Origin of the sequence: Enterobacter sp. ECC-175, from assembly GCF_043968675.1 — a bacterium.
Lineage (GTDB): Bacteria > Pseudomonadota > Gammaproteobacteria > Enterobacterales > Enterobacteriaceae > Enterobacter.
Genome location: NZ_CP143776.1, coordinates 172,537 through 188,510, shown reverse-complemented (window position 1 = coordinate 188,510; position 15,974 = coordinate 172,537). Strand labels below are relative to the sequence as shown.

Here is a 15,974-nt window from a genome sequence, read left to right as displayed (position 1 = left end):
CCAATGGCCTAGTCGGCCTGCAGCATCGCTTCCAGCTGTTCCTGTGCGTCCAGCCACGCCATCTCACACGCTTCGAGGCTGGATTTCGTCTTCGCCTGGGTTTGCAGGCAGTCGGTCAGCTCCGCTTTACGGCTCTGATCGTACAGCCCGCTGTCGCCCAGCTTCTCTTCAACGGCGGCGAGCGTGGCGTTGAGCTTCTCCATCTCTTTTTCAAGACGGGCAATCTCTTTGCGCAGCGGCTGCGTCTGGGTGCGCAGCTCCGCTTCACGGCGCTTCTGATCTTTACGCGCCTGCGCGCTGTTGGCGTTATCTTTTGCCGAGTCGTCCGGCTGGTTCTCCTGCTTCTGCACGTCCGTCAGCCACTGCTGATAGTCCTCCAGGTCGCCGTCGAAAGGTTCAACCTTGCCGTCGTGTACCAGGTAGAGATCGTCGGTGGTGGATCGGATCAGGTGGCGGTCGTGCGAGACGACAACCAGCGCGCCTTCGAACTCAATCAGCGCTTCGGTCAGCGCCTGACGCATGTCGAGGTCGAGGTGGTTGGTCGGTTCATCGAGCAGCAGCAGGTTCGGGCGCTGCCAGACGATCAGCGCCAGCACCAGGCGCGCTTTTTCGCCGCCGGAGAAGCGCTCGGTGTTTTCGGTGACTTTGTCGCCCTGGAAGCCGAAGCCGCCGAGGTAGTCGCGCAGCTTCTGCTCCATCTCCTGCGGTGCCAGGCGCGCGAGATGCTGAATAGGGGATTCATCGGCGCGTAAAAATTCCAGCTGATGCTGGGCGAAGTAGCCAAGCTTGATGCCCTTTGCCAGGCCAATTTCGCCGCTGAGGGGGTTAAGCTCGCCCGCCAGCAGCTTGATCAGCGTCGATTTACCGGCACCGTTACGCCCTAAAAGACCGATGCGCGAGCCCGGCACCAGGTTGAGCTTGATGGAGTCGAGAATGATACGGTCGGCATAGCCTGCGCTGACTTTCTCCATCTTCAGGAGCGGGTTCGGCAGGCTTTCCGGCGCGCGGAAGCTGAAGTGGAACGGGTTGTCCACGTGCGCCGGGGCAATCATCTCCATGCGCTCCAGCATCTTGATGCGGCTCTGCGCCTGCTTGGCTTTCGAGGCCTTGGCCTTGAAGCGATCGACAAAACTTTGCAGGTGCGCCACGCGCTGCTGCTGGCTTTCGTACATCGACTGCTGCTGCGCAAGGCGCGTGGCGCGCTGGCGCTCGAAGGAGCTGTAGTTGCCGGTGTATTCGAACATCGTTTGCTGTTCGATATGAATGATTTTATCGACGACCGGGTCGAGGAAGTCGCGGTCGTGGGAGATCAGAATCAGAGTGCCCTGATAGCTCTTGAGCCACTTCTCCAGCCAAATTACCGCATCGAGATCGAGGTGGTTGGTTGGTTCATCGAGCAGCAGCAGGTCAGAGCGGCAGATCAGCGCCTGGGCCAGGTTGAGGCGCATGCGCCAGCCGCCGGAGAAGTCGCTGACCGGGCGTTCCAGCTGTTCGTTGCTGAAGCCCAGGCCGTGCAGCAGGCTGGAGGCGCGGGCGCGGATGGTCCACGCGTCGATGGCGTCCAGCTTGCCGTGAACGGTGGCGATGGCGTGGCCGTCGTTGCGTTCGTTCGCGGCGTTAAGCTCTGCCTCCAGCCTGCGGTATTCGCGGTCGCCGTCAATAACATAGTCGAGCGCCGGTTCGCTCAGCGCGGGCGTTTCCTGGTTTACCCAGGCCAACTGCCAGTTTCCTGGATAGGTAAAGTTACCGCCGTCCGCGCTAATCTCGTTTTTCAGCAGCGCCAGCAGGGTGGATTTACCGCAGCCGTTTTTGCCGACCAGGCCCACCTTCTGGCCCGGATTGATGGTGGCCGTAGCGTTGTCCAGCAGGACGCGTACGCCGCGACGAATTTGTAACGAGGAGAAAACAATCATAGAAGCGCCGTATGTTCCGACTATGTTAATTTGTCATTATGATAATGTAAGGTGTGGGCCATATTCCCCACCGGGCCGCCATGGTAGCCCAAAACGACAACAATACACAAAAACAGAACCGGGAGGGGAGTGATGTCTCAGACAGCGAAAGTGCTGCTGCTGTATGCCCATCCGGAATCACAGGACTCGGTGGCAAACCGCGTTCTGCTTAAGCCGGCTACACAGCTCAGTAACGTGACGGTGCACGATCTCTACGCGCACTATCCTGATTTTTTTATCGATATTCCCCACGAGCAGGAACTGCTGCGCCAGCACGACGTGATTGTGTTCCAGCATCCGCTGTATACCTACAGCTGCCCGGCGCTGCTGAAGGAGTGGCTGGACCGCGTGCTGAGCCGGGGGTTCTCCAGCGGGGTAGGGGGGAACCAGCTGGCGGGAAAGTACTGGCGTAGCGTGATAACCACGGGCGAGCCGGAAAGCGCCTACCGCCATGACGGGCTTAACCGCTATCCGATGAGCGATATCCTTCGTCCCTTCGAGCTGACCGCGGCGATGTGCCGCATGCACTGGATGAGCCCGATTATCGTCTACTGGGCGCGCCGGCAGAGGCCGGAAGAGCTGGCGAGCCACGCCAGAGCCTACGGCGAATGGCTGGCGTCGCCGACGTCGACAGGAGGCCGCTGATGGAAGGATCGAATCTGCTTCTTGCCGGCGTGCTGTTTCTCTTCGCGGCGGTGGTGGCCGTGCCGCTGGCCGCGCGCATCGGCATTGGCGCCGTGCTGGGCTACCTGCTGGCGGGGATTGCCATTGGCCCGTGGGGGCTTGGGTTTATCAGCGACGTGGATGAAATACTCCACTTCTCCGAGCTCGGCGTGGTGTTCCTGATGTTCATCATCGGGCTGGAGCTGAACCCGTCCAAGCTGTGGCAGCTTCGGCGCTCCATCTTCGGCGTTGGCGCGGCGCAGGTGCTGTTTAGCGCCGCGATCCTGGCCGGGCTGCTGATGCTGACGAACTTCTCGTGGCAGGCGGCGGTGATTGGCGGCATTGGCCTGGCGATGTCCTCCACCGCGATGGCGCTGCAGATGATGCGCGACAAAGGCATGAACCGCAACGAGGCCGGCCAGCTCGGCTTTTCGGTGCTGCTGTTTCAGGATTTAGCGGTGATCCCGGCGCTGGCGCTGGTGCCGCTGCTGGCCGGCTCCGGCGACGACCATTTCGACTGGGTGAAGATCTCCATGAAGGTGCTGGCGTTTGCGGGCATGCTGATTGGCGGACGCTTCTTGCTGCGCCCGGTGTTCCGCTTTATCGCCGCGTCGGGCGTACGCGAGGTGTTCACCGCCGCAACGCTGCTGCTGGTGCTGGGCTCGGCGCTGTTTATGGACGCGCTGGGGCTGTCGATGGCGCTCGGGACGTTTATCGCCGGGGTGCTGCTTGCGGAAAGCGAATACCGTCACGAGCTGGAAACGGCTATCGATCCGTTTAAAGGGCTGCTCCTCGGGCTGTTCTTTATTTCGGTGGGAATGGCGCTGAACCTGGGCGTGCTTTATACGCATATGCTGTGGGTGATCGCGAGCGTCGCGGTGCTGGTTGCGGTGAAGACGCTGGTGCTCTACGGGCTGGCGCGCATTTACGGCCTGCGCAGTTCGGAAAGAATGCAGTTTGCCAGCGTGCTGAGCCAGGGCGGCGAGTTCGCGTTCGTGCTGTTCTCGACGGCGTCGTCTCAGAAGCTATTTAAGGATGACCAGATGGCGCTGCTGCTGGTGACGGTGACGCTGTCGATGATGACCACGCCGCTGCTGATGAAGCTGGTGGATAAGGTCCTCTCGCGGCGCTTAAACCCGACGGATGATGAAGATGAAGCGCCGTGGGTAGAAGACGATAAGCCGCAGGTGATCGTGGTGGGCTTTGGCCGCTTCGGGCAGGTGATTGGTCGCCTGCTGATGGCGAACAAAATGCGCATTACGGTGCTGGAAAGGGACATCAGCGCTGTAAACCTGATGCGTAAATATGGCTATAAAGTGTATTACGGCGATGCCACCCAGCTTGAGCTGCTGCGATCGGCGGGCGCGGAAGCGGCTGAATCCATCGTCATCACCTGTAATGACCCGGAAGATACGATGAAGCTGGTTGAGCTGTGCCAGCAGCATTTCCCGCATCTGCATATTCTGGCGCGGGCGCGCGGACGTGTTGAAGCGCACGAACTTTTGCAGGCGGGTGTGAAACACTTCTCTCGCGAAACCTTCTCCAGCGCGCTGGAGCTGGGGCGCAAGGCGCTGGTATCGCTCGGGATGCATCCCCATCAGGCGCAGCGCGCGCAAATGCACTTCCGCAGGCTGGACATGCGGATGCTGCGCGAACTGATGCCGGTGCACAGCGACACGGCGCAAATATCTCGCGTGCGGGAGGCGCGTCGCGAGCTGGAAGAGATTTTCCAGCGTGAGATGCAGCAGGAACGACGCCAGCTGGACGGCTGGGATGAATTTGAATAAAGGGTAACGAAAGATGGCTGTACGTAAACGCTTTATCGCGGGCGCAAAATGCCCCGGCTGCCAGGCGCAAGATACGCTGGCCATGTGGCGCGAAAATAATATCGATATTGTTGAGTGTGTTAAGTGCGGCCACCAGATGCGCGAGGCCGACAAAGAGGCCCGCGATCACGTTCGCAAAGAAGAGCAAGTGATCGGGATTTTTCATCCAGACTAGCGATATGCCCTGAGTTTTTTTAAGCTAAAGGGTACACGGGTGCAGATTTCCGCTACAATCTGCGCCAGCAATTTTCCCACGCTCAGGAGATATCATGAAAGTAGCAAAAGACCTGGTGGTCAGCCTGGCCTATCAGGTACGTACAGAAGACGGTGTGTTGGTTGATGAGTCTCCGGTGAGTGCGCCGCTGGACTACCTGCATGGTCACGGTTCCCTGATCTCCGGCCTGGAAACCGCGCTGGAAGGTCACGACGTTGGCGATAAATTTGACGTTGCTGTAGGCGCAAACGACGCTTACGGTCAGTATGACGACAACCTGGTTCAGCGCGTTCCTAAAGACGTGTTCATGGGCGTTGACGAGCTGCAGGTTGGCATGCGCTTCCTGGCTGAAACTGACCAGGGCCCGGTGCCGGTTGAAATCACTGAAGTGGAAGACGACCACGTTGTGGTTGACGGCAACCACATGCTGGCTGGCCAGAACCTGAAGTTTAACGTTGAAGTTGTGGCTATTCGTGAAGCGACCGAAGAAGAGCTGGCTCATGGCCACGTTCACGGCGCGCACGGCCACGACCATGACCACGAACACGGCCACGACGGTTGCTGCGGCGGTCACGGCCACGATCACGACCATGGTCACGACCACGGTAAAGGTGGTTGCGGCGGTAACGGCGGCTGCGGCTGCCACTAATACCCGTCGTCTTTCAAGCCGCAGGTGCGTTGGCTGCGCTTTCAAACCCCGGTTACATAGCTATCTATGCTCCCGGGGATTTTCAAGCTTGCCGCGGTCCTGCGACTCGAAATCCATAGGGTATTTGGTATGTAGGCCCGGTAAGCTTCGCGCCACCGGGCACAAAAAAAGCGGGATTGTTATCCCGCTTTTTTACGCCTCAATAATGAGGTGGTGGCGTCTCTTCAGACTGGGACGCGATATGTGATGACTGCGTTGCCTTCAGCTTCTCGGTTAACAGACGCATCAAATCCCGCAGTTTCGCCATTTCGAGCTCGTGCGCGGTCACGGTCTGGTTCAACTCTTCGATGGTGATGTCCTGAAAAGCCAGGCGGCTTTCCAGTTCAGCCAGTCTCGCTTCAATCATTGTGTCCTTCATCGTTCACCTCGTTTATGCCTCAATGGACTTTGCCTGCCAGCGGCGGCGAAGTTTAACTGAGTTTAACTTTACGTGCAGTACTCATCCTGACGGTAAGAAACTAATTTAAACAAAAATAGTCTGAAAAGTGCTGCGATTCGGGGGAGTCTGTCTGTAGATTTCTTCCGCAACGCTTTATAGTACGTTACTCATTTACGTTTAATGCTGGGGTGAGAGTCCCCAGGCCCTGGAGAAATGGATGAAATCACTGTTCAAAGTTACGCTGCTGGCGACTACGATGGCCGTCGCGCTGAACGCGCCGCTGTCTTTCGCGGCTGATACTGCTGCGAAGCCTGCTGCGACTGCAGACAGCAAAGCGGCATTTAAAAATGACGACCAGAAATCCGCCTACGCACTTGGCGCATCTCTGGGCCGTTACATGGAAAACTCTCTGAAAGAGCAAGAAAAACTGGGCATTAAACTGGATAAAGCCCAGCTGATCGCGGGCGTTCAGGACGCGTTTGCTGATAAGAGCAAGCTGTCTGACCAGGACATCGAGAAAACGCTGCAGGCGTTTGAAGCGCGCGTGAAAGGCGCCGCTCAGACCAAAATGGAAGCAGATGCTAAAGACAACGAAGCAAAAGGTAAGGCTTACCGCGATACCTTTGCTAAAGAGAAAGGCGTAAAAACTTCTTCTACCGGCCTGGTATATAAAGTAGAGAAAGAAGGCACCGGCGATGCGCCGAAAGACAGCGATACCGTTGTTGTTAACTACAAAGGCACGCTGATTGACGGTAAAGAGTTTGATAACTCTTATACCCGCGGTGAACCTCTCTCCTTCCGTCTGGATGGCGTTATCCCAGGCTGGACCGAAGGTCTGAAGAACATCAAGAAAGGCGGTAAAATCAAGCTGGTCATTCCACCGGATCTGGCTTACGGCAAAACCGGCGTTCCGGGCATCCCAGCGAACTCTACGCTGGTCTTCGATGTAGAACTGCTGGACATCAAGCCGGCACCGAAAGCGGATGCGAAAGCAGACGCTCCGGCTGACGATAAAGCCGCAGCCGCTAAGAAGTAATGCTGTAAAAGCCGCCGCCGATAAGGCGGCGGTTTTTTTATTGTGGGGCAGATATAATTAACACTGGAAAGCGTTATACACGCTGTATTAATTTAGTTGTCCGTGTAGATAATGAGCCTGCCCTGAAAACGTAACGACAGGCTCCTGAAAAGGAGTGTTTTTTTCATGTCCAGGTCGCTTTTAACCAATGAAACCAGTGAACTCGATTTGCTGGATCAACGTCCTTTCGATCAGACCGACTTCGATATTCTCAAATCCTACGAAGCGGTGGTGGACGGGTTAGCGATGCTCATTGGGTCCCACTGTGAAATCGTATTGCACTCTTTGCAGGATCTAAAGTGTTCTGCCATCCGCATTGCCAACGGTGAACACACAGGCCGCAAAATTGGTTCTCCGATCACCGACCTTGCTCTGCGCATGCTGCATGACATGACCGGCGCGGACAGCAGCGTCTCCAAATGCTATTTCACCCGCGCGAAAAGCGGCGTGCTGATGAAATCAGAAACTATCGCGATTCGAAACCGCGACCACCGCGTGATCGGGCTGCTGTGCATCAACATCAACCTTGATGTACCGTTCTCTCAGATCATGAGCACCTTTATTCCCCCGGAAACCCCCGACGTGGGCTCTTCCGTGAACTTTGCTTCTTCTGTTGAAGATCTTGTCACCCAGACGCTTGAGTTTACGATTGAAGAGGTAAATGCCGATCGCAACGTATCGAACAACGCCAAGAATCGACAGATTGTGCTGAACCTCTACGAGAAGGGTATCTTCGATATTAAAGATGCCATCAACCAGGTGGCCGATCGCCTGAACATCTCCAAGCACACGGTTTACCTCTACATTCGCCAGTTCAAAAGCGGCGATTTCGCAGGGCAAGACAAGTAATGCGCTATGCGTTAATGGTCACAGGACCGGCCTATGGAACCCAGCAGGCCAGCAGTGCGCTGCAGTTTGCCCGCGCGCTGCTTGACGCCGGTCACGAGCTGGCGAGCGTGTTCTTCTATCGTGAAGGCGTGTACAACGCGAATCAGCTGACTTCACCGGCGAGCGATGAATTTGACATCGTACGCGCCTGGCAAGCATTACATGAGACGCAAGGCGTGGAGCTGCACATCTGCGTGGCCGCGGCGCTGCGTCGAGGCGTGACGGATAATGCAGAGGCCGAGCGCCTTGGACTATCGGGAGCTAACCTGCAGCCGGGGTTTTCGCTGAGTGGCTTAGGCGCGCTGGCGCAGGCTGCGCTGACCTGCGACAGAGTGGTGCAATTCTGATGAAACGCGTGGCGTTTGTTTTTACCTCCGCACCGCACGGTAGTGCGTCAGGCAGAGAAGGGCTGGACGCCTTACTGGCAACCTCGGCTTTAACCGAGGACATCGGCGTATTCTTTCTGGGCGACGGCGTGTTCCAGCTGCTGGCCGGCCAGCAGCCGCAGGCTATTCTCGCGCGGGATTACATTGCAACTTTTAAAGTGCTGCCGCTGTACGACATTGACAATCTCTATGTGTGCGCGGACTCGCTAGCCTCGCGCGGGCTGAACGGCACCGTTCAGCTGGTGCTGGATGTTGAGATACTGGCGTCTGCCGCCCTGCGCGATAAACTTTCTCACTACGATACCATTCTGACTTTCTGAGGCCGTCATGCTCCATACCCTGAGCCATTCTCCCTGGCAATGTGACATCGAAACGCTGTTGAGCATGCTGCGAGAGGGTGATGACCTGTTGCTGATCCAGGATGGCGTTCTCGCCGCGGTTGCGGGTAGCCGCTTTGTTGAAATTCTCAACAATGCCCCCATAACGGTCTCTGCGCTCAAGGACGATCTCGATGCGCGAGGCCTTGGTGGTCAAAATTCAACCAAAATTAACGTTGTTGGCTATACTGATTTCGTTAATCTGACGCTGAAGCACCCCAGTCAAATGAACTGGTGATCTGAGATCGCTGTATATTTCTTGACACCTTTTCGACGTGGCCCTAAAATTTCGCGTCCTCATATTGTATGAGGTCGATTTATTACGTGTTTACGAAGCAAAAGCTAAAACCAGGAGCTATTTAATGGCAACAGTTAACCAGCTGGTACGCAAACCACGCGCTCGCAAAGTTGCAAAAAGCAACGTGCCTGCGCTGGAAGCCTGCCCGCAGAAACGTGGCGTATGTACTCGTGTATATACCACCACTCCTAAGAAACCAAACTCCGCACTGCGTAAAGTATGCCGTGTGCGTTTGACTAACGGTTTTGAAGTGACTTCCTACATCGGTGGTGAAGGTCACAACCTGCAGGAACACTCCGTGATCCTGATCCGTGGCGGTCGTGTTAAAGACCTTCCGGGTGTTCGTTACCACACCGTTCGTGGTGCGCTTGACTGCTCTGGTGTTAAAGACCGTAAGCAGGCTCGCTCCAAGTACGGCGTGAAGCGTCCTAAGGCTTAATGGTTCTCCGTTAAGTAAGGCCAAACTGATTTATCTTAATGTCAAACTAAACTCGTAGAGTTTTGGACAATCCTGAATTAACAACGGAGTATTCCCATGCCACGTCGTCGCGTCATTGGTCAGCGTAAAATCCTTCCAGATCCGAAGTTCGGATCAGAACTGCTGGCAAAATTTGTAAATATCCTGATGGTAGATGGTAAAAAATCTACTGCAGAAGCAATCGTATACAGCGCGCTTGAGACCCTGGCTCAGCGTTCTGGTAAAAATGAACTGGAAGCTTTCGAAGTCGCTCTCGACAACGTTCGCCCAACTGTAGAAGTTAAGTCCCGCCGCGTTGGTGGTTCTACTTATCAGGTTCCAGTTGAAGTTCGTCCGGTTCGTCGTAATGCTCTGGCAATGCGTTGGATCGTTGAAGCTGCTCGTAAACGCGGTGATAAATCCATGGCTCTGCGTCTGGCGAACGAACTTTCTGATGCTGCAGACAACAAAGGTACTGCAGTTAAGAAACGTGAAGACGTTCACCGTATGGCAGAAGCCAACAAGGCGTTCGCACACTACCGTTGGTAATCCCTTCGGAGTATTAGTCACCAGGCGGGCGCTTCAGAGAAGCCGCCCGCTCTGGGTAACTTAACTGAACGCCTAAAGATATAAACGAGGAATCAAATGGCTCGTACAACACCCATCGCACGCTATCGTAACATCGGTATCAGTGCGCACATCGACGCCGGTAAAACCACTACTACCGAACGTATTCTGTTCTACACCGGTGTAAACCACAAAATCGGTGAAGTTCATGACGGCGCAGCCACCATGGACTGGATGGAACAGGAGCAGGAGCGTGGTATTACTATCACCTCCGCAGCGACTACTGCATTCTGGTCAGGTATGGCTAAGCAGTACGAACCGCATCGCGTAAACATCATCGACACCCCGGGGCACGTTGACTTCACCATCGAAGTAGAACGTTCCATGCGTGTTCTTGACGGCGCGGTAATGGTTTATTGCGCAGTTGGTGGTGTTCAGCCACAGTCTGAAACCGTATGGCGTCAGGCTAACAAATATAAAGTTCCACGCATCGCGTTCGTTAACAAAATGGACCGTATGGGTGCTAACTTCCTGAAAGTTGTTGGCCAGATCAAAACCCGTCTGGGCGCGAACCCTGTTCCGCTGCAGCTGGCAATTGGTGCTGAAGAAGGTTTCACCGGCGTTATCGACCTGGTGAAAATGAAAGCCATCAACTGGAATGAAGCAGATGCGGGCGTTACCTTCGAATACGAAGATATCCCGGCAGAGATGCAGGACCTGGCTGACGAATGGCACCAGAACCTGATCGAATCCGCAGCAGAAGCTTCTGAAGAGCTGATGGAAAAATACCTGGGCGGTGAAGAACTGACTGAAGAAGAGATCAAAAAAGCTCTGCGTCAGCGCGTTCTGAACAACGAAATCATCCTGGTTACCTGTGGCTCTGCGTTCAAGAACAAAGGTGTGCAGGCAATGCTGGATGCGGTAGTTGACTACCTGCCATCCCCGGTTGACGTTCCTGCGATCAACGGTATCCTGGACGACGGTAAAGATACTCCGGCTGAGCGTCACGCAAGCGATGACGAGCCGTTCTCTGCACTGGCGTTCAAAATTGCTACCGACCCATTCGTGGGTAACCTGACCTTCTTCCGCGTATATTCTGGTGTGGTTAACTCCGGTGACACCATCCTGAACTCCGTGAAAGCGGCGCGCGAGCGTTTTGGCCGTATCGTACAGATGCACGCTAACAAACGTGAAGAGATCAAAGAAGTTCGTGCGGGCGACATCGCTGCAGCTATCGGTCTGAAAGACGTGACCACTGGTGACACCCTGTGTGACCCGGATCACCCGATCATTCTGGAGCGTATGGAATTCCCAGAGCCGGTAATCTCCATCGCCGTTGAACCAAAAACCAAAGCTGACCAGGAAAAAATGGGTCTGGCTCTGGGTCGTCTGGCTAAAGAAGACCCATCATTCCGCGTATGGACTGATGAAGAATCTAACCAGACCATCATCGCGGGTATGGGTGAACTCCACCTGGACATCATCGTTGACCGTATGAAGCGTGAATTCAACGTTGAAGCGAACGTGGGTAAACCTCAGGTTGCATACCGCGAAGCGATTCGCGCGAAAGTGACCGATGTTGAAGGTAAACACGCTAAGCAGTCTGGTGGTCGCGGTCAGTACGGTCACGTTGTGATCGACATGTACCCACTGGAGCCGGGCTCTAACCCTAAAGGTTATGAGTTCATCAACGACATCAAAGGTGGTGTAATTCCTGGCGAATACATCCCTGCCGTTGATAAAGGTATCCAGGAGCAGCTGAAAGCAGGTCCACTGGCTGGTTATCCGGTTGTTGACATGGGTGTTCGTCTGCACTTCGGTTCTTACCACGACGTTGACTCCTCTGAACTGGCGTTTAAACTGGCTGCGTCTATTGCCTTTAAAGAAGGCTTTAAGAAAGCAAAACCAGTTCTGCTTGAGCCAATCATGAAGGTTGAAGTTGAAACTCCTGAAGAGAACACCGGTGACGTTATCGGTGACTTGAGCCGTCGTCGCGGTATGCTGCGCGGTCAGGAATCCGAAGTAACTGGCGTTAAGATCCACGCTGAAGTTCCGCTGTCTGAAATGTTCGGATATGCAACTCAGCTGCGTTCTCTGACCAAAGGTCGTGCATCATACACCATGGAATTCCTGAAGTATGATGATGCGCCTAACAACGTTGCTCAGGCCGTTATCGAAGCCCGTGGTAAGTAATCCACAGGATTAAAACCTAAGTCCCGTGCTCTCTCCAAAGGGGAGAGCACTATAGTAAGGAATATAGCCGTGTCTAAAGAAAAATTTGAACGTACAAAACCGCACGTCAACGTTGGTACTATCGGCCACGTTGACCATGGTAAAACTACCCTGACTGCTGCAATTACTACCGTACTGGCTAAAACCTACGGCGGTGCTGCTCGTGCTTTCGACCAGATCGATAACGCACCAGAAGAAAAAGCTCGTGGTATCACCATCAACACGTCTCACGTTGAATATGACACCCCGACTCGCCACTACGCACACGTAGACTGCCCGGGCCACGCCGACTATGTTAAAAACATGATCACCGGTGCTGCGCAGATGGACGGCGCGATCCTGGTTGTTGCTGCGACTGACGGCCCAATGCCTCAGACCCGTGAGCACATCCTGCTGGGTCGTCAGGTAGGCGTTCCTTTCATCATCGTGTTCCTGAACAAGTGCGACATGGTTGATGACGAAGAGCTGCTGGAACTGGTAGAGATGGAAGTTCGTGAACTGCTGTCTCAGTACGATTTCCCAGGCGACGACACCCCAATCGTTCGTGGTTCCGCGCTGAAAGCGCTGGAAGGCGAAGCAGAGTGGGAAGCGAAAATCATCGAACTGGCTGGCTTCCTGGATTCTTACATTCCAGAACCAGAGCGTGCGATTGACAAGCCGTTCCTGCTGCCAATCGAAGACGTATTCTCCATCTCCGGTCGTGGTACCGTTGTTACCGGTCGTGTAGAGCGCGGTATCATCAAAGTTGGCGAAGAAGTTGAAATCGTTGGTATCAAAGAGACTGCGAAGTCTACCTGTACTGGCGTTGAAATGTTCCGCAAACTGCTGGACGAAGGCCGTGCTGGTGAGAACGTTGGTGTTCTGCTGCGTGGTATCAAACGTGAAGAAATCGAACGTGGTCAGGTTCTGGCGAAGCCAGGCTCAATCAAGCCACACACCAAGTTCGAATCTGAAGTGTACATCCTGTCCAAAGACGAAGGCGGCCGTCATACTCCGTTCTTCAAAGGCTACCGTCCACAGTTCTACTTCCGTACAACTGACGTGACCGGTACCATCGAACTGCCAGAAGGCGTAGAGATGGTAATGCCAGGCGACAACATCAAGATGGTTGTGACGCTGATCCACCCAATCGCGATGGACGACGGTCTGCGTTTCGCAATCCGTGAAGGCGGCCGTACCGTTGGCGCGGGCGTTGTTGCTAAAGTTCTGGGCTAATTCATTATCCCTGACTAAAAAAAGGACGCTTCGGCGTCCTTTTTTGTTAGTTTGTTTTTTGTTTTACCGCAAACATTCGCATTTTTTGTTCGCTCCCGCCCCGTATCATGGCGTTTGTGCTATTGTAATCATAACCATTCTCACTTACACTTTGCGCATATTTTGAACGGGAGTGTTTATGTACGTTTGTTTATGTAATGGTGTGAGTGACAAAAAAATCCGCCAGGCCGTTCGCCAGTTTCAGCCTCAGTCATTTCAGCAGCTTCGCAAGTTTGTTCCAGTAGGAAATCAATGCGGTAAGTGCGTTCGTGCTGCCCGTGAGATCATGCAGGATGAACTGATGCAGATCCCAGAATTCAAAGAGATTGCCTGAGCGTCTATCTTTTTTTTGACATCCCTGTAGCCCGTTCTACGCTTCAATGAGTGGAAGCGGAGGGACTATATAATGAAAGGTGATGTTAAAATCATAAATTATCTCAATAAATTATTGGGAAATGAGCTTGTCGCAATCAACCAGTATTTTCTTCATGCAAGAATGTTTAAAAACTGGGGCCTGACTCGCCTTAACGACGTTGAATACCATGAGTCCATCGATGAGATGAAACACGCCGATAAATATATAGAGCGTATTTTATTTCTCGAAGGCATTCCCAACCTGCAGGACCTTGGCAAGCTGGGTATCGGCGAGGACGTTGAAGAGATGCTGCGTTCCGACCTGCGGCTTGAGCTGGAAGGTGCAAAAGATCTGCGCGAAGCCATTGCCTATGCGGACAGCGTTCATGACTACGTCAGCCGGGACATGATGATTCAAATTCTGGCAGATGAAGAAGGCCATATCGACTGGCTCGAAACCGAGCTGGATCTCATTGGCAAAATCGGTTTGCAAAACTATCTTCAGTCTCAGATTAAAGTGGCAGATTAAACAAGCTCTGCCATCCGACGCATAAACCCGCTGCTGCCAGAAATGGCCCAAAAGGCAGTGGGTTTTTTAATGTCAATTTTTCAGCGGTTCGCAAAGAAAGAACGAGAAGATAGAGCACAGCCATGAGTGCGGCCACTAAGGCGAGAGCCGGTAAAACACACCAGCCGTGCCATGCTCCGAGCGCAGCCAGATATTTCACATCGCCATAGCCCATTCCCTCACGCCGATACATAAGCCGATACCCCCAGTAGATAGCGGCAAACCCAAGGTATCCCGCCATTGCACCGACCACTGCGCTGGCAAGAAAATCAGGATGGATGCAGAGCTGATAAAGCAAGCCTGACCATAACAGTGGGCAGAGAAATTTATCGGGGAGGATGCCTGCGCGGATATCTTCACGCACCAGCAATACGGATAATGAAAAATAGATTAACAAGAAGGGGAGGGTGTTTAGCATGGTGTGCGCCTCGTTAAGGATGTCTGCGCATACTCGCCACATGACGGATTGCCGGCAACGGGCATAAATGGAAAATGCGTGGTGCTTTCAGAAGAGAAAACGAAACTCGACACATTGATGAAAATTGTTGCGAGGCCGCACGCAAGGTGCATCGTTAGCGCTTAATTTCTAAACTGCACTTGCGTCCTGCTCAGATTTACGTATAATGCGCGGGCTTGTCGTAATTGACGGCGGGTTCAATCTGAACCGGAGTAGCTAATTTTGTTACTCAACAATGCTCCCAATTGGGGAGCTACGTAAGAACGGTTACACTCTCCCATCAATCGTAATGGGTTTGAGGAGTAATCATTTTCGTTTATAAAATAATTGGAGCTCTGGTCTCATGCAGAACCAAAGAATCCGTATCCGCCTTAAAGCGTTTGATCATCGTCTGATCGATCAATCAACCGCGGAAATCGTCGAGACTGCTAAGCGCACTGGTGCGCAAGTCCGTGGTCCGATCCCGCTGCCGACCCGCAAAGAGCGCTTTACCGTTCTGATTTCTCCGCACGTTAACAAAGACGCGCGCGATCAGTACGAAATCCGCACTCACAAGCGTCTGGTTGACATCGTTGAGCCAACTGAGAAAACCGTTGATGCTCTGATGCGTCTGGATCTGGCTGCCGGTGTAGACGTGCAGATCAGCCTGGGTTAATCAGGTCATCGAGCGATTGAGAGGTTGATACAATGATTGGTTTAGTCGGTAAAAAAGTGGGCATGACCCGCATCTTCACTGAAGATGGCGTTTCAATCCCAGTAACCGTAATCGAAGTCGAAGCAAACCGCGTTACTCAGGTTAAAGATCTGGCTAACGATGGCTACCGCGCTGTTCAGGTGACCACTGGTGCTAAAAAAGCTAACCGTGTAACCAAACCAGAAGCGGGTCACTTCGCTAAAGCTGGCGTAGAAGCTGGCCGTGGTCTGTGGGAATTCCGTCTTGCTGAAGGCGAAGAGTTCACCGTAGGTCAGGACATTAGCGTTGAGCTGTTTGCTGACGTTAAAAAAGTTGACGTAACCGGTACCTCTAAAGGTAAAGGTTTTGCTGGTACCGTTAAGCGCTGGAACTTCCGTACCCAGGACGCTACCCACGGTAACTCCTTGTCTCACCGCGTACCGGGTTCTATCGGTCAGAACCAGACTCCGGGCAAAGTGTTCAAAGGCAAGAAAATGGCAGGTCAGCTGGGTAACGAACGTGTAACCGTTCAGAGCCTGGACGTAGTACGTGTTGACGCTGAGCGCAACCTGCTGCTGGTTAAAGGTGCAGTTCCGGGTGCAACCGGTAGCGACCTGATCGTTAAACCAGCTGTGAAGGCGTAAG

The 15,974-nt window shown here is 53.9% G+C and carries 20 protein-coding genes; 17 read left to right on the top strand and 3 right to left on the bottom strand.

The genetic code is table 11. The annotated features are described in order from the left end of the window. Positions 1-8: 8 nt before the first annotated feature. Entirely contained in the window at positions 9-1,913 is a 1,905-nt protein-coding gene (locus V1599_RS01020) for an ABC transporter ATP-binding protein (RefSeq protein WP_395300889.1), read from the bottom strand. Between the two features lie 132 nt (positions 1,914-2,045). Between V1599_RS01020 and kefG the strand changes: the two genes are divergently transcribed. The 4 genes from kefG to slyD all read left to right on the top strand — a co-directional run bounded on the left by kefG (position 2,046) and on the right by slyD (position 5,304). Next, a complete protein-coding gene (gene kefG / locus V1599_RS01015) occupies positions 2,046-2,597 on the top strand; it encodes a glutathione-regulated potassium-efflux system ancillary protein KefG (RefSeq protein ID WP_297116999.1) in 552 nt (183 codons plus the stop codon). Further along, entirely contained in the window at positions 2,597-4,402 is a 1,806-nt protein-coding gene (kefB, locus tag V1599_RS01010) for a glutathione-regulated potassium-efflux system protein KefB (RefSeq protein ID WP_395300888.1), read from the top strand. Before kefG ends, kefB begins: the two co-directional genes overlap by 1 nt. Positions 4,403-4,415: 13 nt before the next feature. Continuing rightward, complete coding sequence (locus V1599_RS01005; protein WP_112011738.1) at positions 4,416-4,616, top strand: YheV family putative zinc ribbon protein; 201 nt, start codon at positions 4,416-4,418, stop codon at positions 4,614-4,616. A gap of 94 nt (positions 4,617-4,710) precedes the next feature. Then, positions 4,711-5,304, top strand: coding sequence for a peptidylprolyl isomerase (gene slyD, locus V1599_RS01000; protein ID WP_112011737.1), 594 nt, complete (start codon positions 4,711-4,713; stop codon positions 5,302-5,304). A 199-nt stretch (positions 5,305-5,503) separates the two neighbouring features. Here the strand turns inward: slyD and V1599_RS00995 are convergent, their stop codons facing one another. Then, positions 5,504-5,722 (bottom strand): protein SlyX, encoded by a 219-nt coding sequence (locus V1599_RS00995; protein ID WP_112011736.1) that lies wholly within the window; start codon positions 5,720-5,722, stop codon positions 5,504-5,506. A 238-nt stretch (positions 5,723-5,960) separates the two neighbouring features. On the opposite strand from V1599_RS00995, the gene fkpA reads away from it, so the two are divergent. From fkpA to bfr, 11 genes are all read left to right on the top strand, one after another. Continuing rightward, entirely contained in the window at positions 5,961-6,779 is an 819-nt protein-coding gene (fkpA, locus tag V1599_RS00990) for an FKBP-type peptidyl-prolyl cis-trans isomerase (protein ID WP_395300887.1), read from the top strand. Positions 6,780-6,944: 165 nt separating this feature from the next. Beyond that, complete coding sequence (locus V1599_RS00985) at positions 6,945-7,667, top strand: transcriptional regulator (RefSeq protein ID WP_297116984.1); 723 nt, start codon at positions 6,945-6,947, stop codon at positions 7,665-7,667. Then, entirely contained in the window at positions 7,667-8,053 is a 387-nt protein-coding gene (gene tusD / locus V1599_RS00980; protein WP_395300886.1) for a sulfurtransferase complex subunit TusD, read from the top strand. Before V1599_RS00985 ends, tusD begins: the two co-directional genes overlap by 1 nt. Then, on the top strand, positions 8,053-8,412 hold the full coding sequence (gene tusC, locus V1599_RS00975; protein ID WP_112011732.1) for a sulfurtransferase complex subunit TusC: 360 nt from the start codon (positions 8,053-8,055) through the stop codon (positions 8,410-8,412). Before tusD ends, tusC begins: the two co-directional genes overlap by 1 nt. A gap of 7 nt (positions 8,413-8,419) precedes the next feature. Then, positions 8,420-8,707, top strand: a complete 288-nt coding sequence (gene tusB, locus V1599_RS00970) for a sulfurtransferase complex subunit TusB (protein ID WP_395300885.1) — start codon at positions 8,420-8,422, stop codon at positions 8,705-8,707. 124 nt (positions 8,708-8,831) lie between these two features. Beyond that, positions 8,832-9,206, top strand: a complete 375-nt coding sequence (gene rpsL, locus V1599_RS00965) for a 30S ribosomal protein S12 (RefSeq protein WP_000246815.1) — start codon at positions 8,832-8,834, stop codon at positions 9,204-9,206. Between the two features lie 96 nt (positions 9,207-9,302). Next, positions 9,303-9,773, top strand: a complete 471-nt coding sequence (gene rpsG / locus V1599_RS00960; RefSeq protein WP_004106370.1) for a 30S ribosomal protein S7 — start codon at positions 9,303-9,305, stop codon at positions 9,771-9,773. A 96-nt stretch (positions 9,774-9,869) separates the two neighbouring features. After that, entirely contained in the window at positions 9,870-11,984 is a 2,115-nt protein-coding gene (gene fusA / locus V1599_RS00955) for an elongation factor G (protein ID WP_112011729.1), read from the top strand. A gap of 69 nt (positions 11,985-12,053) precedes the next feature. After that, a complete protein-coding gene (gene tuf / locus V1599_RS00950; protein ID WP_153689292.1) occupies positions 12,054-13,238 on the top strand; it encodes an elongation factor Tu in 1,185 nt (394 codons plus the stop codon). Between the two features lie 178 nt (positions 13,239-13,416). After that, positions 13,417-13,611 carry a bacterioferritin-associated ferredoxin gene (gene bfd / locus V1599_RS00945; protein ID WP_003863268.1) on the top strand — a complete coding sequence of 65 codons (195 nt, stop codon included), beginning with the start codon at positions 13,417-13,419 and terminating at the stop codon, positions 13,609-13,611. A 72-nt stretch (positions 13,612-13,683) separates the two neighbouring features. Then, positions 13,684-14,160 carry a bacterioferritin gene (gene bfr, locus V1599_RS00940; RefSeq protein WP_112013180.1) on the top strand — a complete coding sequence of 159 codons (477 nt, stop codon included), beginning with the start codon at positions 13,684-13,686 and terminating at the stop codon, positions 14,158-14,160. On the opposite strand, the gene V1599_RS00935 is transcribed toward bfr, so the two are convergent. Beyond that, complete coding sequence (locus tag V1599_RS00935; protein ID WP_112013195.1) at positions 14,144-14,617, bottom strand: A24 family peptidase; 474 nt, start codon at positions 14,615-14,617, stop codon at positions 14,144-14,146. The genes bfr and V1599_RS00935 overlap by 17 nt on opposite strands. A 382-nt stretch (positions 14,618-14,999) precedes the next feature. Between V1599_RS00935 and rpsJ the strand changes: the two genes are divergently transcribed. Together rpsJ and rplC are read left to right on the top strand one after the other, a co-directional pair. Further along, the gene (gene rpsJ, locus V1599_RS00930) at positions 15,000-15,311 is read left to right on the top strand and encodes a 30S ribosomal protein S10 (RefSeq protein WP_001181005.1); all 312 of its coding nucleotides are present in this window, start codon (positions 15,000-15,002) and stop codon (positions 15,309-15,311) included. Positions 15,312-15,343: 32 nt separating this feature from the next. Continuing rightward, the gene (rplC, locus tag V1599_RS00925; RefSeq protein WP_006178923.1) at positions 15,344-15,973 is read left to right on the top strand and encodes a 50S ribosomal protein L3; all 630 of its coding nucleotides are present in this window, start codon (positions 15,344-15,346) and stop codon (positions 15,971-15,973) included. Position 15,974 lies beyond the last annotated feature (1 nt).